Raw genomic sequence first — 19,293 nt, forward strand, 5'->3', positions numbered from 1 at the left:
ACAAATATGAAACAACACTGTGTGATTGCCATCCTGCTGCTGCTGCTTGGCGTTTCAGTCATAGCAGCGCCACCGAGCGGCCAACGGTCGCCGGTCAGGATGGTGACAGCATTGGACTATGAAGCGTTCATTGACGCTAACAACATCTTTATGTTCATCACCAACCAGGGTAACTATGGGCGTGACCTTTCGGGTGTGTATGGACATGATTATGGAACGTTTTTTCCTTACAATGGACAGGAGTTCATTGCCGATGGTTCGCTGGTTGCATCACCCCTGTATGCCGCCGGCATCTGGGCCGGAGCGACCGACTCCGCGACAGGTGAGCGCCTGGTGACCGTCTCAATTTACAGCAGTGAGTACATTCCTGGACCTATTGTCACAGACACTCCGCTGACTGTTCTGGTAGACAACGACTCTATGCGAGTCTACAAGCTCTACAAGGACAGTCTGGAAGGTAACCCGAACCAGGACTATTTGGAGTGGCCGGTTAACCACGGTGCTCCCGTCGATTCTCTGGGTAATCCAAAGATGATCGGCGACCAGATGACCTGGGCGGTCTACAACGATTGGCATACCATTGGCACCTACGACAATGAGTCCGGATCCACCCCGCCACTTGGCCTCGAGATCCGTCAATCGACGTTTGCCTTTGACCGCGAAGGGCCGCTGGGAAACTGCGTGTTCTTCAAGTTCCAGATATTCAACAAGGGAGATAAAGTCCTCCGTGACTGCTACTTCTCTCTTTGGGCAGATCCGGATCTGGGTACTTCCTCAGATGACTTGGTCGGCGTCGATACGTTGACCGGCCTGGGATACACCTACAACGCTTCGGCGACTGACGGTGAATATCAGAATATTCTCCCGTATCAGGCTCCTCCGGCTATCGGCTTTGACTTCTTCCAGGGTCCCCTGGTTTTCACAGGTTCATTGGCGGATACGGCCAAGGCCTGGGATTCACTATGGCCAGGATATCGCGCCTTGCCGATGGCGTCATTCAATAAGTACATCAATGGTACTGACCCGAACAGTGCTGAAGAAACCTACAATTATATGTTGGGTCTTCAGTCGGACGGCAATCCGCTTTCCAACGGTACCACCTTCCAGGTGCCGGGTGATCCGGTTGGTCAAACCGGTGACCTCGACGTTGCACCGGCTGATCGTCGCATGATGCAGTCAACCGGCCCGATCACGTTCAGACCGGGAGATTCGGTCGAAATCGTGGCTGGAATGGTCGTCGGTTGGTATCAGGATCAGTTGTCTTCTATCTCCTTCATGAGATATTACGACATTTTCGCCCAGTCGGCCTACGAGGAGGATTTCATTATTCCCGAGCCGCCGGCTCCGCCGATCGTCTCGGTTGCCGCTCTCAATGGAGAGATCTCTCTTGCCTGGACGGACACGTCAGAGGCTGACCCCGGCGACTTCCCGTTTGAAGGATACACGGTTTACCAGGGAGAGTCCGCGAACGGTCCCTGGAAACAGATCGCCAACTATGCGGTCCTGGGTGTGGACATCATTGACCTCGCTCTTGATCCGATCTCGGGACAGCTCGAACAGCGTGTGGTCAAGAACGCTTCGGACAAGAAGATCCAGCGGTATATTGGTATTGACCGAGATTACATAAATGGAGGCGATCTCGATAACGGTACCACTTACTTCTTCCAAGTCGAGGCGTATTCGTACGACGGGACTAAGACGCCTAAGATGCTGCAAAGCATAACGCTGGCGACTTCGACACCACAGGCGCCACCGGCAGACGTTGACTTACCAACAAACTACGGCGATTCTCTTCCCGTGGCGCACGTTGGACCGTCAGATGGTTCGGTCCTTGCACATGTCATTGATCCAAACTTGCTGACTGGCCACGACTACAGAGTCTCCTTCTTCGACACAGACAGCGGAACAGCCTGGCGTTTGACAGACTTGACATTGAATACAATTTTGGTGGACAGTCAATTCAATCAAACCTACGACGAAGACTATGAAATTGTCGATGGTATGATTGTCAAAGTCAGTGGCCCGCCGCCTGGAATGAAAACAATCAGTCCCGGAGATTTCCTGAGCTGCGATCCGGACGATCCATCTTTGGGATGGTGCTTCGAGTCTGGTGCTCGGCCCTTTACATGGGCCGGTGGCGCTTCAGACCTTCATTTCGAGAATTTCGAAGGAGCGGCTGGCTGGCATAGCCCGTCTAGCTACTTCGGCGGCGCACCACAGCCGGTTACCGCACCCGAAATTGTTAACATTCAATTGAGGCTGGCTACAACTGATTCGGCTGGTGTATTTGATCCTAACGACCCAAATGCGTCCTACGCATATCGCTATGGCCGCGGATTCGCGAGCGCACCAGCACTTCCGGAGTTTGCACCTTATATTGTGAACGCGACCAGCGGTTATTCCTACCAGGACTTTACGAAGAGCGTTCCTCTGTCCGCCTGGAATATGGAAACCGATCCACCCACCAGATTGGCAGTTGGGTTCTTGGAGAACAACGCCGCTGGTGGAATGGTCAACGGCAGATATATGCCACCTCTCAACTCTGACATTAGCAACGTCGATGGAGCTGGACCTCGTGAGTGGCTGTTCATCTACAAGGCGCCATACTCCGAGACTCCAGATCCCAACTTCCAAGTCGAAGCAATTGGAAGTCCCATGCCAATCATGTATTTCATGACATGGGCACGTCGAAACCTCAATCCATGGGCGGCGCAGGTCATGAACCTCTACGCTAACCATGTTAATTCGCCGGCGGATGTGTTCTCGTTCACAGCAACTGCTCCGACAACGCCCACCAGTTCGCAGGCGGAAGCCAACCTGAATAAGATCGTAACTGTCCCGAATCCATTCTACCTGTACAGCAATTACGATCCGGCGGTCGGCAATTATCAATTGCAGTTCCAGCATCTGCCCAGAGAGTGCAAGATCACCATCTATTCGCTCTCCGGTGAATTGGTGCGGACCATTGACAAAAACGATGAAACAGACCGTGCCACCTGGGACCTGCTGACTTCCAATAGCCTCCCTGTGGCGTCAGGAATCTATCTCTGGGTTGTCGATGCACCTGGAGTCGGTCAGAAGATCGGCAAGATGGCGATCTTCACCGAGGTCGAGGTTATCGACAGGTACTAGTTGAAGAAGGAAACACAATTATGAAAAATAGAACCCTGTTGTTGATCCTGACGTTGCTGGTGGCGCTGAGCTGTACCGCTTTCGCAGCCAACGAACGTCGGACCGGGACAGCCGGAGGTCAGGAGCTCCTGATCCCCGTCGGCTCGCGCGGCACCGCTCTTGGCGGAGCCGTTATAGCCAGTGCCCGCGGCGTTGAGTCTATCTTTTGGAATCCGGCCGGCCTGGCATCGCTGGAAGGCACTGAAGCCGCATTCAGCCATATGCCATACCTGGCGGACATCGATGTCAACTTCGGTGGCGTTGCGACCGCTATCGAGGGTTTTGGAACGATCGCCTTCGGAGCCAAGGTTGTCTCCATCGGTGATATGATCGAGACCACCGAGGAATATCCGGATGGTACCGGTCGCGTTTTTAACCCGACCATGAGCGTCCTCAGCTTCAGCTTTGCGAAGCAGTTGACGACCAGCGTGGCGTTCGGCGCAACCGGCATGTACATCAACGAGTCGATCTTCGAGGTCAGCGCCAGTGGCGTCGCCTTCGATGTCGGCTTTACCTATGATCCGCGCTGGCGCGGATTACAGCTCGGCATGGTGGTCAAGAACTACGGCCCGGAAGCTTCATTCTCCGGACGCGGTTTTGATCGCGATGTTAGCGGACGAGCGGCGGCTTCATCTTCTGCCAGCTTCGATCTTCCGAGCTTCATTGCTCTTGGGGCATCGATTGACTTGATCAATCAGGGAGAGAATTCGGTTGCGATCTTAGGGAATTTCCAGTCGAACAACTTCCGGGCCGACCAATTCCAGGGCGGCGCGGAATATTCGTTTAACGATCGGTACTTCCTGCGCGCTGGCTACAACTTCTCCGAACAGGGAGAGTGGCTGTACGGTGCGTCGTTTGGCGCCGGCTTGAACGTCCCGATTGGCACGGCCAATCTCGGATTCGACTATTCCTGGACCGAGACGGATGTGTTCGATGATAATCAGGTCTTCTCTCTGAGAATCGCGTTCTAATTCCGTTCAATCGATTGAATGCAACAGGCCGGATCTTCACACGAAGGTCCGGCCTTCTTATTTTTGTGGCTGACTGATCTTATTATAATGTGCAGACAAAAAAAATCACCGGCAGCCAGGGAATAACTGCCGGTGTGAACCCTAGCGGTACGGGGATTCGAACCCCGGTTAAATGGCTGAGAACCATCCGTCCTGACCCCTAGACGATACCGCCAATTCAATGCGCAATGCTAAAAAGCAACGTGCGAATATATCAGTTTTAAAAAACAGATGTCAAGCAATCTAAATGTGTTGATTGTCAACGACTTACGCGGGGTCATTGGTTAATACCATGCCCTCGAAGAGCTTACTTACTCTCTCTTTTTAACCCAATTCCGGAGTTTTTTTAGACCATCTGACTGGCAGTCATGGCAGGCGGCATGCCATCCTGTCATGCGTTTGGCTTGTTCACACTCCCCAAATACTCCAATTGAATCAGCACGCCAAACGTAGCTGGCTTGTATTCCAGTGGCTTAGCGACATATCTATACCGGTTAAAGTCGATGACAATTTCCCCTTTGGCACTCTGGCCCGCCTCCGGACGAGCTGGCGGAGTCGCTATCAGGCTTCTTCCTTTACGGTCAAAGAGCAGCACGCCCGGACTGCAGTAGATCAAGCTGCCGTGTGAGTCATAAAAGAGGAACGGACGCTCAGTTACCCCCAAAACGGCCCCCAGCATCGCATTGAGACGTCTCTGGCGCCACCAGAGCCAGATTGCGGCACACAGCCCGGATATGAGCACTATAATGACGGAGGGGAGAAGCAGTGATGATTCGTGCGGCACCATGATCAACCAACGAAACCTCAAATCCGAATGAACGCAAGCGGAAATGGCGAGAGATCGCTCTCCTCTTTCTCGCCTTGTTTCAACAGACCCGCCCGTCTATATTGCCGCTTCAAAATCTGAGCCACGGAGGAATCTGCATGGCGATGTCGAAGAAGAAACGCTCGACCGCACCACGACGCCACGAACTGGGACTATCGGACATTGACTATCGCGTTGAGCTACGACCGCCCAAACTGCGCAGTTCCGACGATATTGCCCCCTGCGAGACGATCATTGGACAGGATCGCGCCATCGAGGCGATCAAACTTGGTCTGAAAATCCGTTCCAAGGGCTACAACGTCTTTGTCACCGGCCAAAGCGGCACCGGGCGTACCTCCACCATTCGACATCTGCTCGAACAACTGGTTACCGAAGAAAAGCCTGAGCTCCAGGATATCTGCTATGTCGCCAACTTCCGCAATGAAGACAACCCGCGCGTGCTCTACTTCAAAGCTGGCGAAGGGAAACGTTTCAAGAAGGACATGGCCTATCTGATCAGTTCATTGCGGAAAGTGATCCCCAAGATCTGGCTTTCGGAGGATTACAAGGACCGCAACAGCCGGATCGTCCGTGAATTCGAATCCCGGCAAAAGGAACTGATCGGCGCATTTGAGGATAAACTGACCAACGCTGGCTTTGTCATGGTGCAGATCCAGTCGGGACTGGGCGTCCGCAATGAAATGCAGCCGCTCGTCGACAACGAGCCTACCGCACTCGAGAAGATCGAGCGCTTCGTCAAAGAAGGGAAGTTTTCGGCTTCCGATCTCGATGAACTGCGCCGCCGTTGGGACTCCCTCCGTCGCGATTTCGATATCACCACCGTCGAGTCAAAAAAACTGACCACCAAGATGGAAGAGGCGATCGAGAAGCTGAACCACGCGATGGTCGCACCTTTGGTGACCGACAAAGTTAATCTGCTGAAGAAGCGCTACACCGATGAAAAGTGCGTCCAATATCTTGAAGAGGTTGACGAGTCACTCTCTTCCGATCTGGACCGCTTCCGTGAAGCCCAGCCGCGTCGGGGTGAGGAGGAAGCCCCTCCCTATCGCAAGCGTGAGCCGTTTGAAGAATTCTCTGTCAACCTGATCCTCGACAATTCCGAAAGCACCAAAGTTCCGATCGTGATCGAGCGCTCCCCTTCCTATCGCAATCTTTTTGGTACTCTCGAGCGTGTGGTTGACCGCTTTGGGTACTGGCGCACCGATTTCACCCGGATCTGCTCCGGGTCGCTCCTGCGGGCGGCCGGTGGCTTCCTGGTGATCAACGCCTTTGACCTGCTCAGTGAGCCGGGAGTCTGGTATCCGCTCAAGCGGGCGCTCCGCAATGGCGAGCTCGAGATCGTCGGCTATGACCCCTTCTATATGATGGCCGGCTCCGGAATCAAGCCTGAGCCGATCCAGTTCAGCGTCAAAGTTGTTCTGATCGGCGAACCGTACATTTATAGCATGCTCTACCGCCTCGATGAGGACTTCAAGAAGATCTTCCGGATCAAAGCGGAATTCGACAATACCATGCCGTTGACCGACGAGAATGTGCTGCGCTATTTCCAATTTGCCCGGCGGATCATCGACCAGGATCAGCTTCCGCCGTTTGACCTGACTGGACTCCAGGCAGTCGCCGAATACGGTCGCAAGCTTTCGGGACACCGCGACAAACTGACCGTCCGATTCACCGCAATATCCGACATCGTCCGCGAAGCGGCCCTGTGCGCGCAGGAACGGAATGCCCGAAAAGTGGCGCGCGAAGATATCCACCAGGCGATCCACCGCCGCCGCTTGCGGGTCAACCTGGTCGAAGAGAAGATACAGGAACTGTACGACAACAACACCCTGATGGTCTCAACCACCGGAAGCGCAGTGGGGCAGATCAATGGGCTTTCAGTCTACAATATCGGCGAATACAGTTTTGGACGGCCGACTCGCATCACGGTCAATACTTCGCTTGGGAAAGCGGGGGTGATCAACATCGAACGAGAGGCAGACCTTTCCGGCCCCGTTCACGACAAAGGCGTGTTGGTTCTTAGTGGCTGGCTTCGCGAAATGTTCGCTCAGGATAAACCACTCGCTATGTCAGCCTCGATCTCGTTTGAACAATCTTATAGCGGCGTTGATGGCGACTCTGCGTCATCCACCGAGATCTACGCCATCCTTTCTTCGCTGACCGGCCTTTCGATCAAGCAGGGGATCGCCGTCACCGGTTCGGTCAACCAAAAGGGAGAGATCCAGCCGATCGGAGGGGTAAATGAGAAGATAGAGGGGTATTTTGATGTCTGCGTCAGTCGCGGCCTTCAGAATGACCAGGGAGTGATCATCCCGCATCAGAATGTTCAGGACCTGTTGCTGCGACCAGACGTGGTCGATGCGATCAAGCATCGAAAATTCCATATCTATCCGGTTGCGACCATCTCGGAAGGGATAGCGATCCTGACCGGGGTACCGGGCGGCAGTCGTGACAAGGATGGCCGCTTCACCAAAGGTTCGGTGATGGAACAGGCGGATCAGAAATTGCGACAGATGGCGCTGACGCTCGAACATTTCGGACGCGATGAGGTCGCTCGTCGTCGAATCGGCGAAAAAGCGCATCGCGCCGCCGATGCCAAAGCACGCAAAGTCGCTCGAACGAAACCCTCGCGCCGTTCCAAACGATAAGTATCGTCGATCATCCGGTTCATTCCGCGATCGTGCTGGACTTGATGCACGATCGCGGCCCGCAAAAATGCATATTTCTCTTGACAGACTCTCGATCAAGATGTTCTATATATCCCGAATCCACACTCCACACGGAGATTCAATGCGCAACGCTAACCGTCAGATGTGGAGATGCCGCTCAGGGAAATAATGCGGCGAGCGAGAAGATCTCGTACACGACCGGTCGTCGCTTTCGCGTGAACGGTCCAGGTACAGCAGCCCGAGAGGATCGGGCGAAATAATAAACGCGGCTCCTGAGAAGCCGCGTTTTTTCTTTATCCGAGCATCTGTCGGGAATTGATCAGAAGTCCGCGCCAAACGAGAAGTAATGTTTGGCCTTCTCCGATACATCATAGAAATCGGTCTGCCAGGCGACATCGTAGCGCAAGAGCACGAAATTAAACAGGTTCGCCCGCATCCCAAACCCGAATCCGGACTTGATATCCTGCAAACGATTCCGTCCTTCGCTGGTTGTCCCCCCCTTGAAGCGACTGTCATACCAGGCCGACCCGATATCGCTGAAGATCGCGCCTGAGACATTGGCAATGACGATCGGGAGAGGGAAGCGCATCACGAAATACTGGATCATCGGGAAACGGAATTCCATATTGACCAGTCCAAACCGGTTGCCGCTCAGATCGTAATATTCGACACCGCGCAACGGTGTCACGACATCCGAAAAATAGAGATTCTCGACATCGTATACCTTTGCGTCCAACGTCCGATTCCCGATCCAGTTGGTGGTGCCGCCCAGGAAATACTGCTTGGGCGTATTCCCGGTTGATCCACCGCCCGCTACACGGAAGGCGAAGCTGAACTGCTTTCCCAGATGCCAGTACTTCCGGTAGTCGGCCTCAAGGGAGTAGTACTCGATATCGCTGGCATCGAACAGATTGATCCCGGCTGACAGCGAAACCTTGGTGCGGCGTCCGGTCACCGGTCCGGTCATTCCCCACAACACATTGTCGGTGACATAGGAAAGAGTTCCGGTCGTCACCTTGGAACTCCGGTTATCCCCGAAACGCGGGTCATCCAGATCATAATAGCGGCGATCGATAAAGTACTGGGCCGCGATCAAGTCAACGCGACTAAAGGTCGAGAATGGCCGAGCCAGAAACGCCTGGAATCCATAAAATCGATCGGAAAAGAGATAGTCGTAATTGTCCAGGTAGTAGTTTTTGGTATGGAAAATTCCGCCGCCCCAATTGAGCCGCTTGGTATTATTGAAATAGTACGCCTGCACATTGGACTGGTCGATCGTATTGACCAGGTCGGTCGCCAGATATATCTGGTGATTCCCCAGATAGTCGGAAAAGACGAAATAGGACTGGCCGCGCAACCCGAAGAAGGTGTCATAGGCAAATCCGCCACCGACATAGTCCGGCGTGAACTTCACCTTATACTTGTTGATCGCATACTCACCGCTTGGCAGGATCCCTTGCACAGAATCGAAAACAGCCGGCTCGAGGGGCATTTCATCGCGATAGCTGCCGCCGGATGTGTCATCGGTTCGAATGTCGTCGAAAAGCGAATCCAGCGGGTCACGCTTACGGCTGCTGACATACACATACTCGTCCCCAACAATGCCAGATGAATCCGCCTTTGGTTTGTCCGTCGAGGCCAGTGTATCGCTTGTGGCTGCAAGGGTGCTGTCGGGCATGACAGCCGCCAGCGTATCGCCTGCGGTCGGAAGCGCGCTGTCCGGAGTAACGGCCGCCAAAGTATCAGTGGCCGCTTTCAGCGAATCGAGCGCCAGTAAGCTGTCACTCGGTGTGGTTGAGTCTGCAGCAGCCTGAATGGGCGCCGTATCAGCCGTCTGCATATGCCCAGCCTGAACATCCTTTGGCTCTTTGGGGCTCTTGGATGCTATCGCGACGCCGGAAGAATCCAGCAGGTTATATTTCCCCAGCACGAAATCGGTCGGGGAGAGGACGCCGTTATCTCCCGCCGGCACCATATCCTTCAATGTGAAAATATCAAACGCGCCGTTAAAGAAGGCTGAAAACGCGATCCGCTTGCCATCCGGTGACCAGGAGAGTGTCTGCACGCCGGTCAGGATGTCGGTCACCGCGTAATATTTGACGCTGTCAAGATAGCCGATATAGAGGTTGTCGATCCCGTTTCGATTGGATACAAACGCCACCATGCTTCCGTCGGGCGAGACCTTAGGATTCCGGTTGGCGCCGGGGCCGACATCGATAGGCGAGATCTGGTTATTCGACAGCTCCAGCTTGAACAGGTTATAGTCGCCATACGCGAAATCACCCGGCTTAAAAGCGCCACTCTGGATATATGGGTGGCCCATCGGATCGAGTACCGGCGTTGATGGATGCGGACGGTCCGACTGGTAAACCAACCCCTGTGAGTTCGGGAACCAGCTCGGGTATCCATCGTCAAAACGATCATCAGTTAACTGCTTAATGGCGCCGGTCTCAATGTCGTACAGGTAGAGGTCTCGCTTGTAGCCATCGAGTGCCGAAAAAGCGACTGACTTCCCGTCCGGCGACCAAGCCGGAGAGATGACGTTGTAGAAATCGAGCCGTTCGCGCTTGTAAATCTTCTTCTTGCGGACGTCCAGAAACATCAGGGCATCTTTCCCTTTGGACTTCGCCACAAACACGATCTTACGACCATCAGGGGAGAAGGACATGCCGGAAACAAATGAATGAAGCGATTCCAGGTCGGCCGAACGCTCACCTTTGATGAGGCGGTCCAGCACGCGGCCATCCGCCGGCGCGATCAATACGATCTCTGTCGCATCCGACTTGTCGCTGAAGATCGCTATTTTGTCCCCTTCAGGGGAATAGGTTGGCTGTTCATTGAAGTAGGATCCGTCTTCGCGAGCCTTGGTCAACTGAGTGGCGATTTCGTCGGCTTCCTTGCGCTGTGCGATCTGTGGCCAGTATCGACGTTTCATCTCTTTGGAGAAATCCTCCCAGAAATCCTGCTCCTCAATATTAAGCGCCGACTTGATCGCTTTCGCCATCGTCAGGTGGACACGCCCCTTTTGCAATATCTCTCCGAGCTTCTCCTCGCCGTACTTGTCAGCGATATATTTGACCATCGCCTGTCCCTGCTTATAGGCCAGGAACCCACCCAGATAATCGGGCGGAGCGAGATAGCCATTGATGGTGGCATCACGAACAAACATGTCGGAGAAATAGTCCCAGCCGTGACGGGAGGAGTATTCAGCATATCCTTCGGCAAACCAGAGCGGGACGTCAAACAGCCGTTGCCGCGAAATGATCGAGCCGAGCAGATTGCCGTAGACCAGATCGTAAACCACCGCATGGGTCAACTCATGATGCAGTACGTGACGAAGATCCTCGTATGACCCGGTGAAGGGGATGACTATTCGATTTTTAAATGCCTCGGTGAAGCCGCCGACCCCTTCGGGGATCAGGGCCGGGTAGATATTGGTCTGCTGAAAATCACTGTGCGAATTGTAGAGGAAGACCGGGACGCGGCGCTGAATATGATAATTCAGCTCCTTGCTGATCTCAACATACGATGATTCCAGGACCGCCGCGGTAAACTTGGCGGTTGGGTAGGCATTTTCGTAATAGTGAATGTCGAAGTGGCGGGACTGGATGTAAAACCACTCGAAATTCTTGTACTGGACCTTGTTTTTGCCGAAAGCGGTTTCCTGTCCCAGGACCGATCCAGCCAGGGCGGCAAACAGAACGACCGCCAATATGAAGATTTTCCTCATAGGTATCTGCTATCCTTTTGCACAGTGACGTTGAGCGGCGCTACGCCGTCCAATCCATTATACCGGAAAAGCCGCGAGACGCCCGTTGAGGAGACCGGAGGTGAGATTCTACCGGTGCGGGCCAGGCTAGTCCTTCTCTCGTCTTATATCGACACCGAGGGAGGCTAACTTCTCTTCCAAGCGCCAGTACCCTCGGTCTACATGGTATATACGCAGGATCTTCGATGGTCCATGGGCAGCCAGACAGGCCAATACCAGCCCGGCCCCGGCGCGAATATCCGGCGCCATTACCTCTGCGCCATGCAATTCATCTACGCCATTGATGATCGCCTCAGACGCCGAAACCTGTATATCTGCCCCGAGGCGGCGCATCTCCATGGTATGGGAGAACCTATCTACGAAAACAGTCTCTTTGATATGGGAAGTTCCCTGAGCTACTGTCGCGGCTGCCATTGCGCAGGCCTGCAGATCAGTCGGATACCCAGGGAAAGGGAAGGTAGTCAGGCTAACCGGTGATAAACGCTTGGGTGCCTTCACCGAAATACTGTCAATTTTTGTAACAACTTCGCACCCCATCTCCTGCAGCTTAAAATTGACCATCGTCAGATCAGCCGAGGGAACCCCCGAAACCTCCACGCGCCCGCCGGTGATGGCGGCTCCATACAGGTAGGTCCCGGCCACTAATCGATCTCCGGAGACCGTATGTTCCACGGCCGTTAGTTCTTTGACCGGCTCGATGATCACTGTCGGAGTACCGACTCCATGGATCTTGGCGCCCGCCTTGTTCAGGAAATTCGCGACATCGACAATCTCCGGGTCACAGGCAGCGTTGGTGATGATCGTCGGATTTTGTGCGAAGATCGCCGCATACAGCATGTTTTCCGTGCCGGTGTGTGAGGGGCGATCAAAGTAGATTGACCCGCCGTGCAGCGGTTTTCCTTCGGCAATGATATATCCTGCCTTTTCGCTGATCTTGGCTCCCAGCCCCGCAAACCCCTTGATATGGAAGTCAACAGGACGAGCACCCAGCGAACAGCCGCCGGGAAGCGATACGCGAGCCTCACCCATTCGGGCAAGGATCGGGCCCAGCACCAGGAACGATGCGCGCATCTGCCGCATCAGGTCGTATGGCGCGGTGACTTCGGTGATAGTGGCGGCGTCCACCGTCATCACTTCGGCTTTGGCGTCGTAGGTTACTTTGGCGCCAAGGAATTTCATCATCTCGATCAGGGTGTAGATATCCCGAAGCGGCGGGACATTGCGGATAACGCTTTCCCCTTTGCTGATGAGCAACGCACCGGCAATGATCGGCAGAGCGGCGTTTTTGGAACCATCGGCCTTGATCGTTCCTTCGACTTTGTTCGGCCCTTGTATGACAAAACTATCCATGGTGTATCTTTCTGTATCAGACGCCGCGGCGGCGCGCTGTTAGCGACTCTGTCGGTTTCAGTTGACGCGGGTAAAGTGGCAGAATGGTCCGAAAAAGAAAAGCAAAAAAGAGATCACCAGAGAGAAAAGGGGAGACTAACCGACTTTGCGGCCACTCTCGACATCAGCGGTCTCTTCAATCGGATCGAGGCTCGAACGGACGCGCAGGAAAAAGTCTATCGCATCATCATGGCAATAGTCGAGATTGGTCCAGGGGAGACGACAGAACTGGCCGCGAGACCAGATCAGCGTAACCTCGGAAAAGACCCCATCGCCCAGATATATCTTATGACCACCGTCCTTATGCGAGGACATCACCAGGTTGGAGGGGGTGAGCACGCCGGGGTCGAGATTGACCGTTCGGAAAGTGAAATCATGTACCTGGTCGCCAAGTTGCGATTCCAGCTTATGGCAGGCGGATTTGATATCAACCAAACCTTCGCGAGGTACCAGCCGCTCGAAGGAGAAAAACCGACGCTGCAGATCGGTCCCCATCTCCTCGGCATATTCGCGCCCGGTCGAATGAGGAATATCCACTGTCTCCGCATGGACCCGTCCAAACCGACGCTCCAATTGACGGAGTGCATCGGCAAGTGCGTCACGCGATGAGTGCAAGACTGAGACGACGAGGCGCCCTGGAGCTGGTTTTTGTATGCGTGCCATAGATTGAAACCAAAAGTGACGTTTTCTCGATTGAAATCAACAAAAAAGTGGCGTCAATCCAATCATTTCTTCACATTGTCGCGCAAATGTGACTGCGCGGGGAGTTGGCGCGGCATATGAAACTCATTCTTGAGTACCGCATAAAGCTTCGTATCCATCCAGCGTCCTCGTCGACGGCGACTTTCTCTCTCCAACCCTTCAAACTTGAATCCAAGATTAAGGAGCAATCGCTCTGATGCGGTATTGCCGATGAAGACATGCGCGTACACGCGGTGCAATTTGAGTGTCTCGAAACAATATTTGACCGTCAGACTGACCGCTTCGGTGGCGACTCCCATGCCCCGATACTTCAAGCCGAGCCAGTAACCGATTTCCGTCCGTTTATTACGCTGATCAATATCGAATAATCCGACCACTCCGATCACCTCGTCCGATTCCCGCCAGACGATGCCGAAATGGGTCGCGATCTTTTTGCGACTCCAAAGGCGAACCACGTCGAGGAATTGCTCGGCATGTTCGGGACGGTACGGGTGAGGGACATACGTCCATCGGCTGATCTCCCGATTCCGCGCGTATTTGTAGAGTGACGGAGCATCGGATCTTCGCAGTGGCCGAAGTTTCACTCTCGGGCCTAGAATGTCTGGCAGCATAGCAACCTCCCGGTGCTGTTTCCGGTAGCATAAGATTCGCAAGCGATTGCGGCAACTACAATTGTCCAATTGACTTGCTTTGGCACCCGGACTATATTCGGGCGACTGTGATTGAGACGGAGATATATCCATGAAGATACCTACTGTTCGGGCAGCCCGCGGTCTTACCCTCTCCTGCAAAGGATGGCATCAGGAAGCCGCCCTGCGCATGCTCAACAACAATCTCGACCCCGAGGTGGCCGAAAAACCCCAGGAACTGATCATCTACGGCGGTTCCGGTAAAGCGGCCCGCAATTGGGACAGCTACCACGCTATCGTCAAATCGCTGAAATCGCTCGATGATGACGAAACGCTATTGGTCCAGTCCGGCAAACCGGTCGGGATCTTCCGCACCCACGAATATGCCCCCCGCGTATTGATCGCCAACTCCCACCTGGTCCCACGTTGGGCCACCTGGGAGAAGTTTCGCGCCCTCGACAAACTGGGCCTGATGATGTATGGCCAGATGACCGCGGGAAGCTGGATATACATCGGCACCCAGGGGATCCTCCAGGGGACCTACGAGACCTTTGCCGCTGTCGCTGACAAACATTTCAATGGCGACCTGACCGGCAAATGGATCCTGACTGGCGGCATGGGAGGAATGGGTGGCGCCCAGCCACTGGCTGGTGTCTTCAACAACGCCGTAACTTTGGTTGTAGAGGCCGACGAGGCCCGTATCAACCGGCGCCTCAAAATCGGCTACTGCGACCTCAAAGTTAAAGATCTCGACAAAGCACTCAAACTGGTCAAAGAGTCGACTCGCGCCGGCAATGCCGTGTCGATCGGCCTGGTCGGCAACTGTGCCGAGATATTCCCGGAGATCTACCGCCGTGGCATCCTCCCCGATATCGTCACCGACCAGACCTCTGCTCATGATGAACTGAATGGATATATCCCCGAAGGACTGACAGTCGCCGAGGCAACTCGCCTTCGTGAAAAGGACCCAAAAGGGTATATGGCCCGCGCCTATGAGTCGATGGTCAAGCACTGCGACGCTATGGTCAAATTCCAGAAGGCTGGCTCGATCGTTTTTGACTACGGCAATAATCTCCGCGGTCAGGCCGAGATCGGCGGCCTCAAAACAGCCTTCGCATTCCCCGGCTTTGTTCCGGCCTACATCCGTCCGCTTTTCTGCGAAGGGAAGGGGCCGTTCCGCTGGGTTGCACTCTCCGGCAAACCGGAAGATATCCATGTCACCGATAAGATCATTCAGACCAAATTCGGCTATAACAAGCCGCTGGTCCGTTGGATCAACAAAGCGCATGACTCTGTCCCATTCCAGGGGCTCCCGTCGCGCGTCTGCTGGCTGGGGTATGGTGAACGCGCCGAATTCGGCGACATAATCAACACTTACATCAAGCAAGGGAAGATCTCCGCACCGGTTGTGATCGGACGTGACCACCTTGATTGTGGCTCGGTCGCCTCGCCAAATCGCGAGACCGAGGGCATGGCCGATGGATCCGATGCAATCGCCGATTGGCCGCTGTTGAATGGCCTGCTCAATACCGCCTCCGGCGCAAGTTGGGTCTCTATCCATCATGGTGGTGGGGTCGGAATTGGCAACTCCATCCATGCCGGTATGGTGATTGTGGCGGATGGATCCAAAGAAATGAAGACTCGCCTCAATCGAGTGCTGACCAACGATCCCGGCACCGGTGTCATGCGCCATGCTGATGCAGGCTATCGTGATGCTATCGTTCAGGCAAAAAAGCACAAGATCAAAATCCCGATGATGAAGTAGGCCGGGCTGCTCCGCAGCCCATGTATGGCGAAACCGTTTACGCAGTCGAATGAATCTTCCCGGGGAGGGGAAGGGGCCGGTGTGTTTTCACCCAGCCTGATCCGGTGGCTGCTTATCCTCACGGTCGCCTTCTTCGTCGGCTACCACCTGATTCACATTACCGAGCCGCCTAACGGCTACCATGAGTGGCGTGAGGCATTGACCGCCTCTATCAGCCTCAGCTACTACCAGGAGTCGATGTCCTTCTTTGAGCCGCGAGTGCACTATCGGGGTGCCACGCCCGGCATCAATGGCATGGAATTCCCGATCGTCAATTACGCGATCGCCATTCTCTACTCACTCTTCGGACCGCATCACTGGCTGGCCCGGGTCGTGATGCTGCTCTGCACCGGGGGAGCGCTTCTGTTGCTCTTCCGCCTGGTGCGCCGATGGTTCGGCTTTGATATCGCTGTCTGTACCACCTTTGCTCTCGTGATGTCGCCACTATCGCTTTTCTACGCGAGCAAGATCCTTCCTGACTCGTATGTCGTCCTTCCATTGATGCTTTCGGTCTGGGCGTACTGGCGCTGGCACACTGAGCGATCATGGGGGCATTGGGTTGTGGCCGCACTTTTTCTGGCTATTGCCGGGGCGATCAAGCCCACGTGCCTGACTTTGTACCTCCCGTTTCTCTATCTCACCCTTACCGGACCGGGGAAGAAGTGGCGGGAAGTGGGGATATTCACCCTTTTCATTCTGATTTCATTCCTGCCGGTGGTGATCTGGGTCGAATATGCCCGCTCGTTGGCGATGAAATACCAGACCAACGCCTTTTATCTGGGCCAAACGTTCGCTCAGGTTTGGGCCGCAATTCAGTCTGGGTGGTTTATCAAAATGAATCTTCTGCAACGCCCATGGGAGCTTTGGGTCGGCTGGACTCTGGCGATCCCCTTCGTTCTCGGGCTCTATCGTGCCGGTAAAAGCAACCCGGGACGATTCCTGCTCTTCTGGACTCTCGGGAATTTCATCGGCTTGCTGATGATCGCTCACCATTCGGCTATGCATGACTACGATGGCACTCTGATCGTGTTACCGATCGCCGGAATAACCGGACTTGGCCTCTACCATCTACTCTCGTTGAGATCCAATTGGCGCTGGGTTGCGGTGGCTCTGATGCTGGCCGCTCCGATCAACGCGGTCACCCGGCTGGATCATCGCTACGACGACCCTCCCTTCGAGCAGATCAGGGCTGAGGCAGACGCCACCATTTCATTCGATGAACTGGTGATCGCCGAGGACTGGTCGCCGATCATTCGCCTTTACCAGCTCAACCGGTTTGGATGGGCTATGCGGCCGGGGGTGACTGAAGACTGGGTCCGACAGGCGGTCGAAGATGGAGCGGATTGGTTTGTACTTGAGAAGCCATTGTCCCAGCAGCGGTTCGACCTGCTGCCGTATCTTGTTGATACCACCCCGACCCATATCGGCCCGTTATTAGCATTTCGTATCAAACAACCAAATTGACCCCGGACTAAAGAGTCTCTATCATACCGCTATGTCTTCACCCAAAGCTACTTTGATCATCAGCAATATAGGCCAGCTCCTGACCATGGATGGCCCGGTCCCGCGTATTGGCGCGAACATGCGCGAATTGGGGATCATCCGAAATGCGGCGGTCGCGATCGCCGATGATACCATCATCTATGTCGGCGAACGAGCCAAGATGAAAGTCCCGCTCGCGCCGGACTGTATAGAGGTTGATGCTGAGGGGCGTGTGGTCACTCCCGGCCTGATCGATCCGCACACCCATCCGGTCTTCTCGACCACTCGCGAAGATGAGTTTGAAATGCGGCTCCAGGGGAAAACCTATATGGAGATCGCCGCCACGGGCGGCGGGATCAGACGCTCGGTCAGGGACCTCCGTACTACTTCACAACAGGTACTCTTCGCCAAAGCGATGCGAAGGCTCGATCGGTTTATCGAGCATGGCGTCACCACTATCGAAGCGAAGTCCGGCTATGGACTTTCCACCGAATCCGAACTTAAGCAACTAGAAGTCATTCGCGACCTGCATCACGAACATGTCATCGACCTGGTCCCGACTTTCCTCGGAGCCCATGAATTCCCTGATGAGTTCCGTGACAAAAAGGAAGCGTATGTTGATCTGGTGATCAATGAGATGCTCCCGGCGGTCGCTCAGTCTGGTCTTGCCATTTTCTCAGATATTTTCTGTGAAAAAGGAGTTTTTGATCTCGACCAGTCTTTTCGCATACAGGATGCCGCGCGTGGCTTCGGCCTCAAATTGAAATTCCATGCCGATGAACTGGTGTCGTTCGGTGGCGCCGAACTGGCCGCCTCCATGGGCGCGGTCTCGGCCGACCATCTGGTTTATATCTCCGATTCCGGCATAAAGGCGATGGCCGATGCTAAAACTGTCGCGGTCATGCTTCCGGGAACCAGCTACTCTCTGGGACATGGTCACTATGCTCCGGCCCGCAAAATGATCGATACCGGGGTTGTGGTCTCGGTCTCGACCGACTGCAATCCAGGGTCAAACTATTCTGAATCGCTCCCGATGATCATGTCGTTCGCCGCTACCCAACTCCGCATGACCGCCGCCGAGATCTTCTCGGCTGTGACTGTCAATGCCGCCTGCGCGATCGACATGGCCGGCGAGATCGGCATGCTTGTCCCGAACCTTCCGGCTGACCTGGTGATCTGGGATATGAACGACTATCGCGAACTCCCCTACCATTACGGCGTTAATCTGGTCTCCGCCGTGATCAAGCGCGGCCAGGTGGTGCTTCAGCGATGATGGAACATAACCAGACCGGGCTGGGTAAACCATTCATGCGGGCTGCGCTTTTCGTTCTCCTTACCATTGGCCTGGCCGGCTGTGGCGTCTACACGCTTAATCCGGCGGGGAAGTCTGCGATAAAGTCAATCACGGTTGAGCAGATTGAGAACAAAACGACTGAGTTCGGACTCACCGACCGTCTGACTGAATTCGTTATCGATGCCTTCATTAAGGAGGGGTCGATGAAGGTTGTGCCGGAAGGGATGGGGGATGCCTCCCTGATTGCCATTCTCAATCGCTACCAAAAACTACCGGCAAAGTTTGACGAAAATGACCAGGTTGAGGAGTATAAGATTGTGCTCGACCTCCAGGTGACCCTGAAGAATCCGAAGGATGATTCGGAGATCTGGACCGAACATATGATCCAGGAGGGGCTCTATAACGCCAGCTCACAAACAGAAGAAGATGGCCAGCGGGCGGCAGGAAACCGGCTCGTCGAGGCTATCCTCAACCGAACCACAAAATCATGGTAACCGGTACCGGCGAAAAGAGTTGACTTCGCCGGTCTATGCCGATATTATCCGAAC

12 protein-coding genes and 1 tRNA gene are annotated in these 19,293 nt (G+C 54.6%); 7 read left to right on the top strand and 6 right to left on the bottom strand.

Annotated elements, in window-relative coordinates; genetic code table 11:
* The first annotated feature begins 6 nt into the window (after positions 1–6).
* Positions 7–3,132 (top strand): hypothetical protein, encoded by a 3,126-nt coding sequence (locus tag IPH75_00120; GenBank protein ID MBK7140466.1) that lies wholly within the window; start codon positions 7–9, stop codon positions 3,130–3,132.
* Between the two features lie 20 nt (positions 3,133–3,152).
* Positions 3,153–4,142, top strand: coding sequence for a PorV/PorQ family protein (locus IPH75_00125; GenBank protein MBK7140467.1), 990 nt, complete (start codon positions 3,153–3,155; stop codon positions 4,140–4,142).
* A 142-nt stretch (positions 4,143–4,284) separates the two neighbouring features.
* Here the strand turns inward: IPH75_00125 and IPH75_00130 are convergent.
* Positions 4,285–4,356, bottom strand: a tRNA-Glu gene (locus tag IPH75_00130).
* A gap of 216 nt (positions 4,357–4,572) precedes the next feature.
* Positions 4,573–4,989: a hypothetical protein gene (locus IPH75_00135; GenBank protein MBK7140468.1), complete on the bottom strand. Its 417-nt coding sequence runs from the start codon at positions 4,987–4,989 to the stop codon at positions 4,573–4,575.
* 116 nt (positions 4,990–5,105) lie between these two features.
* On the opposite strand from IPH75_00135, the gene IPH75_00140 reads away from it, so the two are divergent.
* Positions 5,106–7,655, top strand: a complete 2,550-nt coding sequence (locus IPH75_00140; protein MBK7140469.1) for an AAA family ATPase — start codon at positions 5,106–5,108, stop codon at positions 7,653–7,655.
* A gap of 340 nt (positions 7,656–7,995) precedes the next feature.
* On the opposite strand, the gene IPH75_00145 is transcribed toward IPH75_00140, so the two are convergent.
* The 4 genes from IPH75_00145 to IPH75_00160 form a co-directional block, all read right to left on the bottom strand.
* The gene (locus tag IPH75_00145) at positions 7,996–11,406 is read right to left on the bottom strand and encodes a PD40 domain-containing protein (GenBank protein MBK7140470.1); all 3,411 of its coding nucleotides are present in this window, start codon (positions 11,404–11,406) and stop codon (positions 7,996–7,998) included.
* A gap of 126 nt (positions 11,407–11,532) precedes the next feature.
* Complete coding sequence (gene murA, locus IPH75_00150) at positions 11,533–12,795, bottom strand: UDP-N-acetylglucosamine 1-carboxyvinyltransferase (protein ID MBK7140471.1); 1,263 nt, start codon at positions 12,793–12,795, stop codon at positions 11,533–11,535.
* 135 nt (positions 12,796–12,930) lie between these two features.
* Positions 12,931–13,497: a DUF4416 family protein gene (locus tag IPH75_00155; GenBank protein MBK7140472.1), complete on the bottom strand. Its 567-nt coding sequence runs from the start codon at positions 13,495–13,497 to the stop codon at positions 12,931–12,933.
* A gap of 62 nt (positions 13,498–13,559) precedes the next feature.
* Complete coding sequence (locus IPH75_00160; protein MBK7140473.1) at positions 13,560–14,147, bottom strand: GNAT family N-acetyltransferase; 588 nt, start codon at positions 14,145–14,147, stop codon at positions 13,560–13,562.
* Positions 14,148–14,277: 130 nt separating this feature from the next.
* Between IPH75_00160 and hutU the strand changes: the two genes are divergently transcribed.
* Genes hutU through IPH75_00180 form a run of 4 tightly spaced genes read left to right on the top strand, consistent with a single transcriptional unit; the run spans position 14,278 to position 19,239 of the window.
* Positions 14,278–15,930, top strand: coding sequence for a urocanate hydratase (hutU, locus tag IPH75_00165; GenBank protein MBK7140474.1), 1,653 nt, complete (start codon positions 14,278–14,280; stop codon positions 15,928–15,930).
* Positions 15,931–15,954: 24 nt separating this feature from the next.
* Positions 15,955–17,433, top strand: a complete 1,479-nt coding sequence (locus IPH75_00170) for a glycosyltransferase family 39 protein (protein MBK7140475.1) — start codon at positions 15,955–15,957, stop codon at positions 17,431–17,433.
* Positions 17,434–17,464: 31 nt separating this feature from the next.
* Positions 17,465–18,724 carry an imidazolonepropionase gene (locus IPH75_00175; protein ID MBK7140476.1) on the top strand — a complete coding sequence of 420 codons (1,260 nt, stop codon included), beginning with the start codon at positions 17,465–17,467 and terminating at the stop codon, positions 18,722–18,724.
* Positions 18,721–19,239, top strand: coding sequence for a hypothetical protein (locus IPH75_00180; GenBank protein MBK7140477.1), 519 nt, complete (start codon positions 18,721–18,723; stop codon positions 19,237–19,239). The genes IPH75_00175 and IPH75_00180 overlap by 4 nt, the downstream gene beginning before the upstream one ends.
* Positions 19,240–19,293: the final 54 nt, after the last annotated feature.

The organism is bacterium (assembly GCA_016708025.1).
Lineage (GTDB): Bacteria > Zixibacteria > MSB-5A5 > GN15 > FEB-12 > FEB-12.

What these genes read in the sequence shown, in the direction of transcription:
- IPH75_00175 (MBK7140476.1), top strand. Translation starts at nt 17,465, where the DNA reads ATGTCTTCACCCAAAGCTACTTTGATCATCAGCAATATAGGCCAGCTC.
- IPH75_00160 (MBK7140473.1), bottom strand. Translation starts at nt 14,147, where the DNA reads ATGCTGCCAGACATTCTAGGCCCGAGAGTGAAACTTCGGCCACTGCGA.
- IPH75_00125 (MBK7140467.1), top strand. Translation starts at nt 3,153, where the DNA reads ATGAAAAATAGAACCCTGTTGTTGATCCTGACGTTGCTGGTGGCGCTG.
- IPH75_00145 (MBK7140470.1), bottom strand. Translation starts at nt 11,406, where the DNA reads ATGAGGAAAATCTTCATATTGGCGGTCGTTCTGTTTGCCGCCCTGGCT.
- IPH75_00120 (MBK7140466.1), top strand. Translation starts at nt 7, where the DNA reads ATGAAACAACACTGTGTGATTGCCATCCTGCTGCTGCTGCTTGGCGTT.
- IPH75_00180 (MBK7140477.1), top strand. Translation starts at nt 18,721, where the DNA reads ATGATGGAACATAACCAGACCGGGCTGGGTAAACCATTCATGCGGGCT.
- murA (MBK7140471.1), bottom strand. Translation starts at nt 12,795, where the DNA reads ATGGATAGTTTTGTCATACAAGGGCCGAACAAAGTCGAAGGAACGATC.
- IPH75_00170 (MBK7140475.1), top strand. Translation starts at nt 15,955, where the DNA reads ATGGCGAAACCGTTTACGCAGTCGAATGAATCTTCCCGGGGAGGGGAA.
- hutU (MBK7140474.1), top strand. Translation starts at nt 14,278, where the DNA reads ATGAAGATACCTACTGTTCGGGCAGCCCGCGGTCTTACCCTCTCCTGC.
- IPH75_00155 (MBK7140472.1), bottom strand. Translation starts at nt 13,497, where the DNA reads ATGGCACGCATACAAAAACCAGCTCCAGGGCGCCTCGTCGTCTCAGTC.
- IPH75_00140 (MBK7140469.1), top strand. Translation starts at nt 5,106, where the DNA reads ATGGCGATGTCGAAGAAGAAACGCTCGACCGCACCACGACGCCACGAA.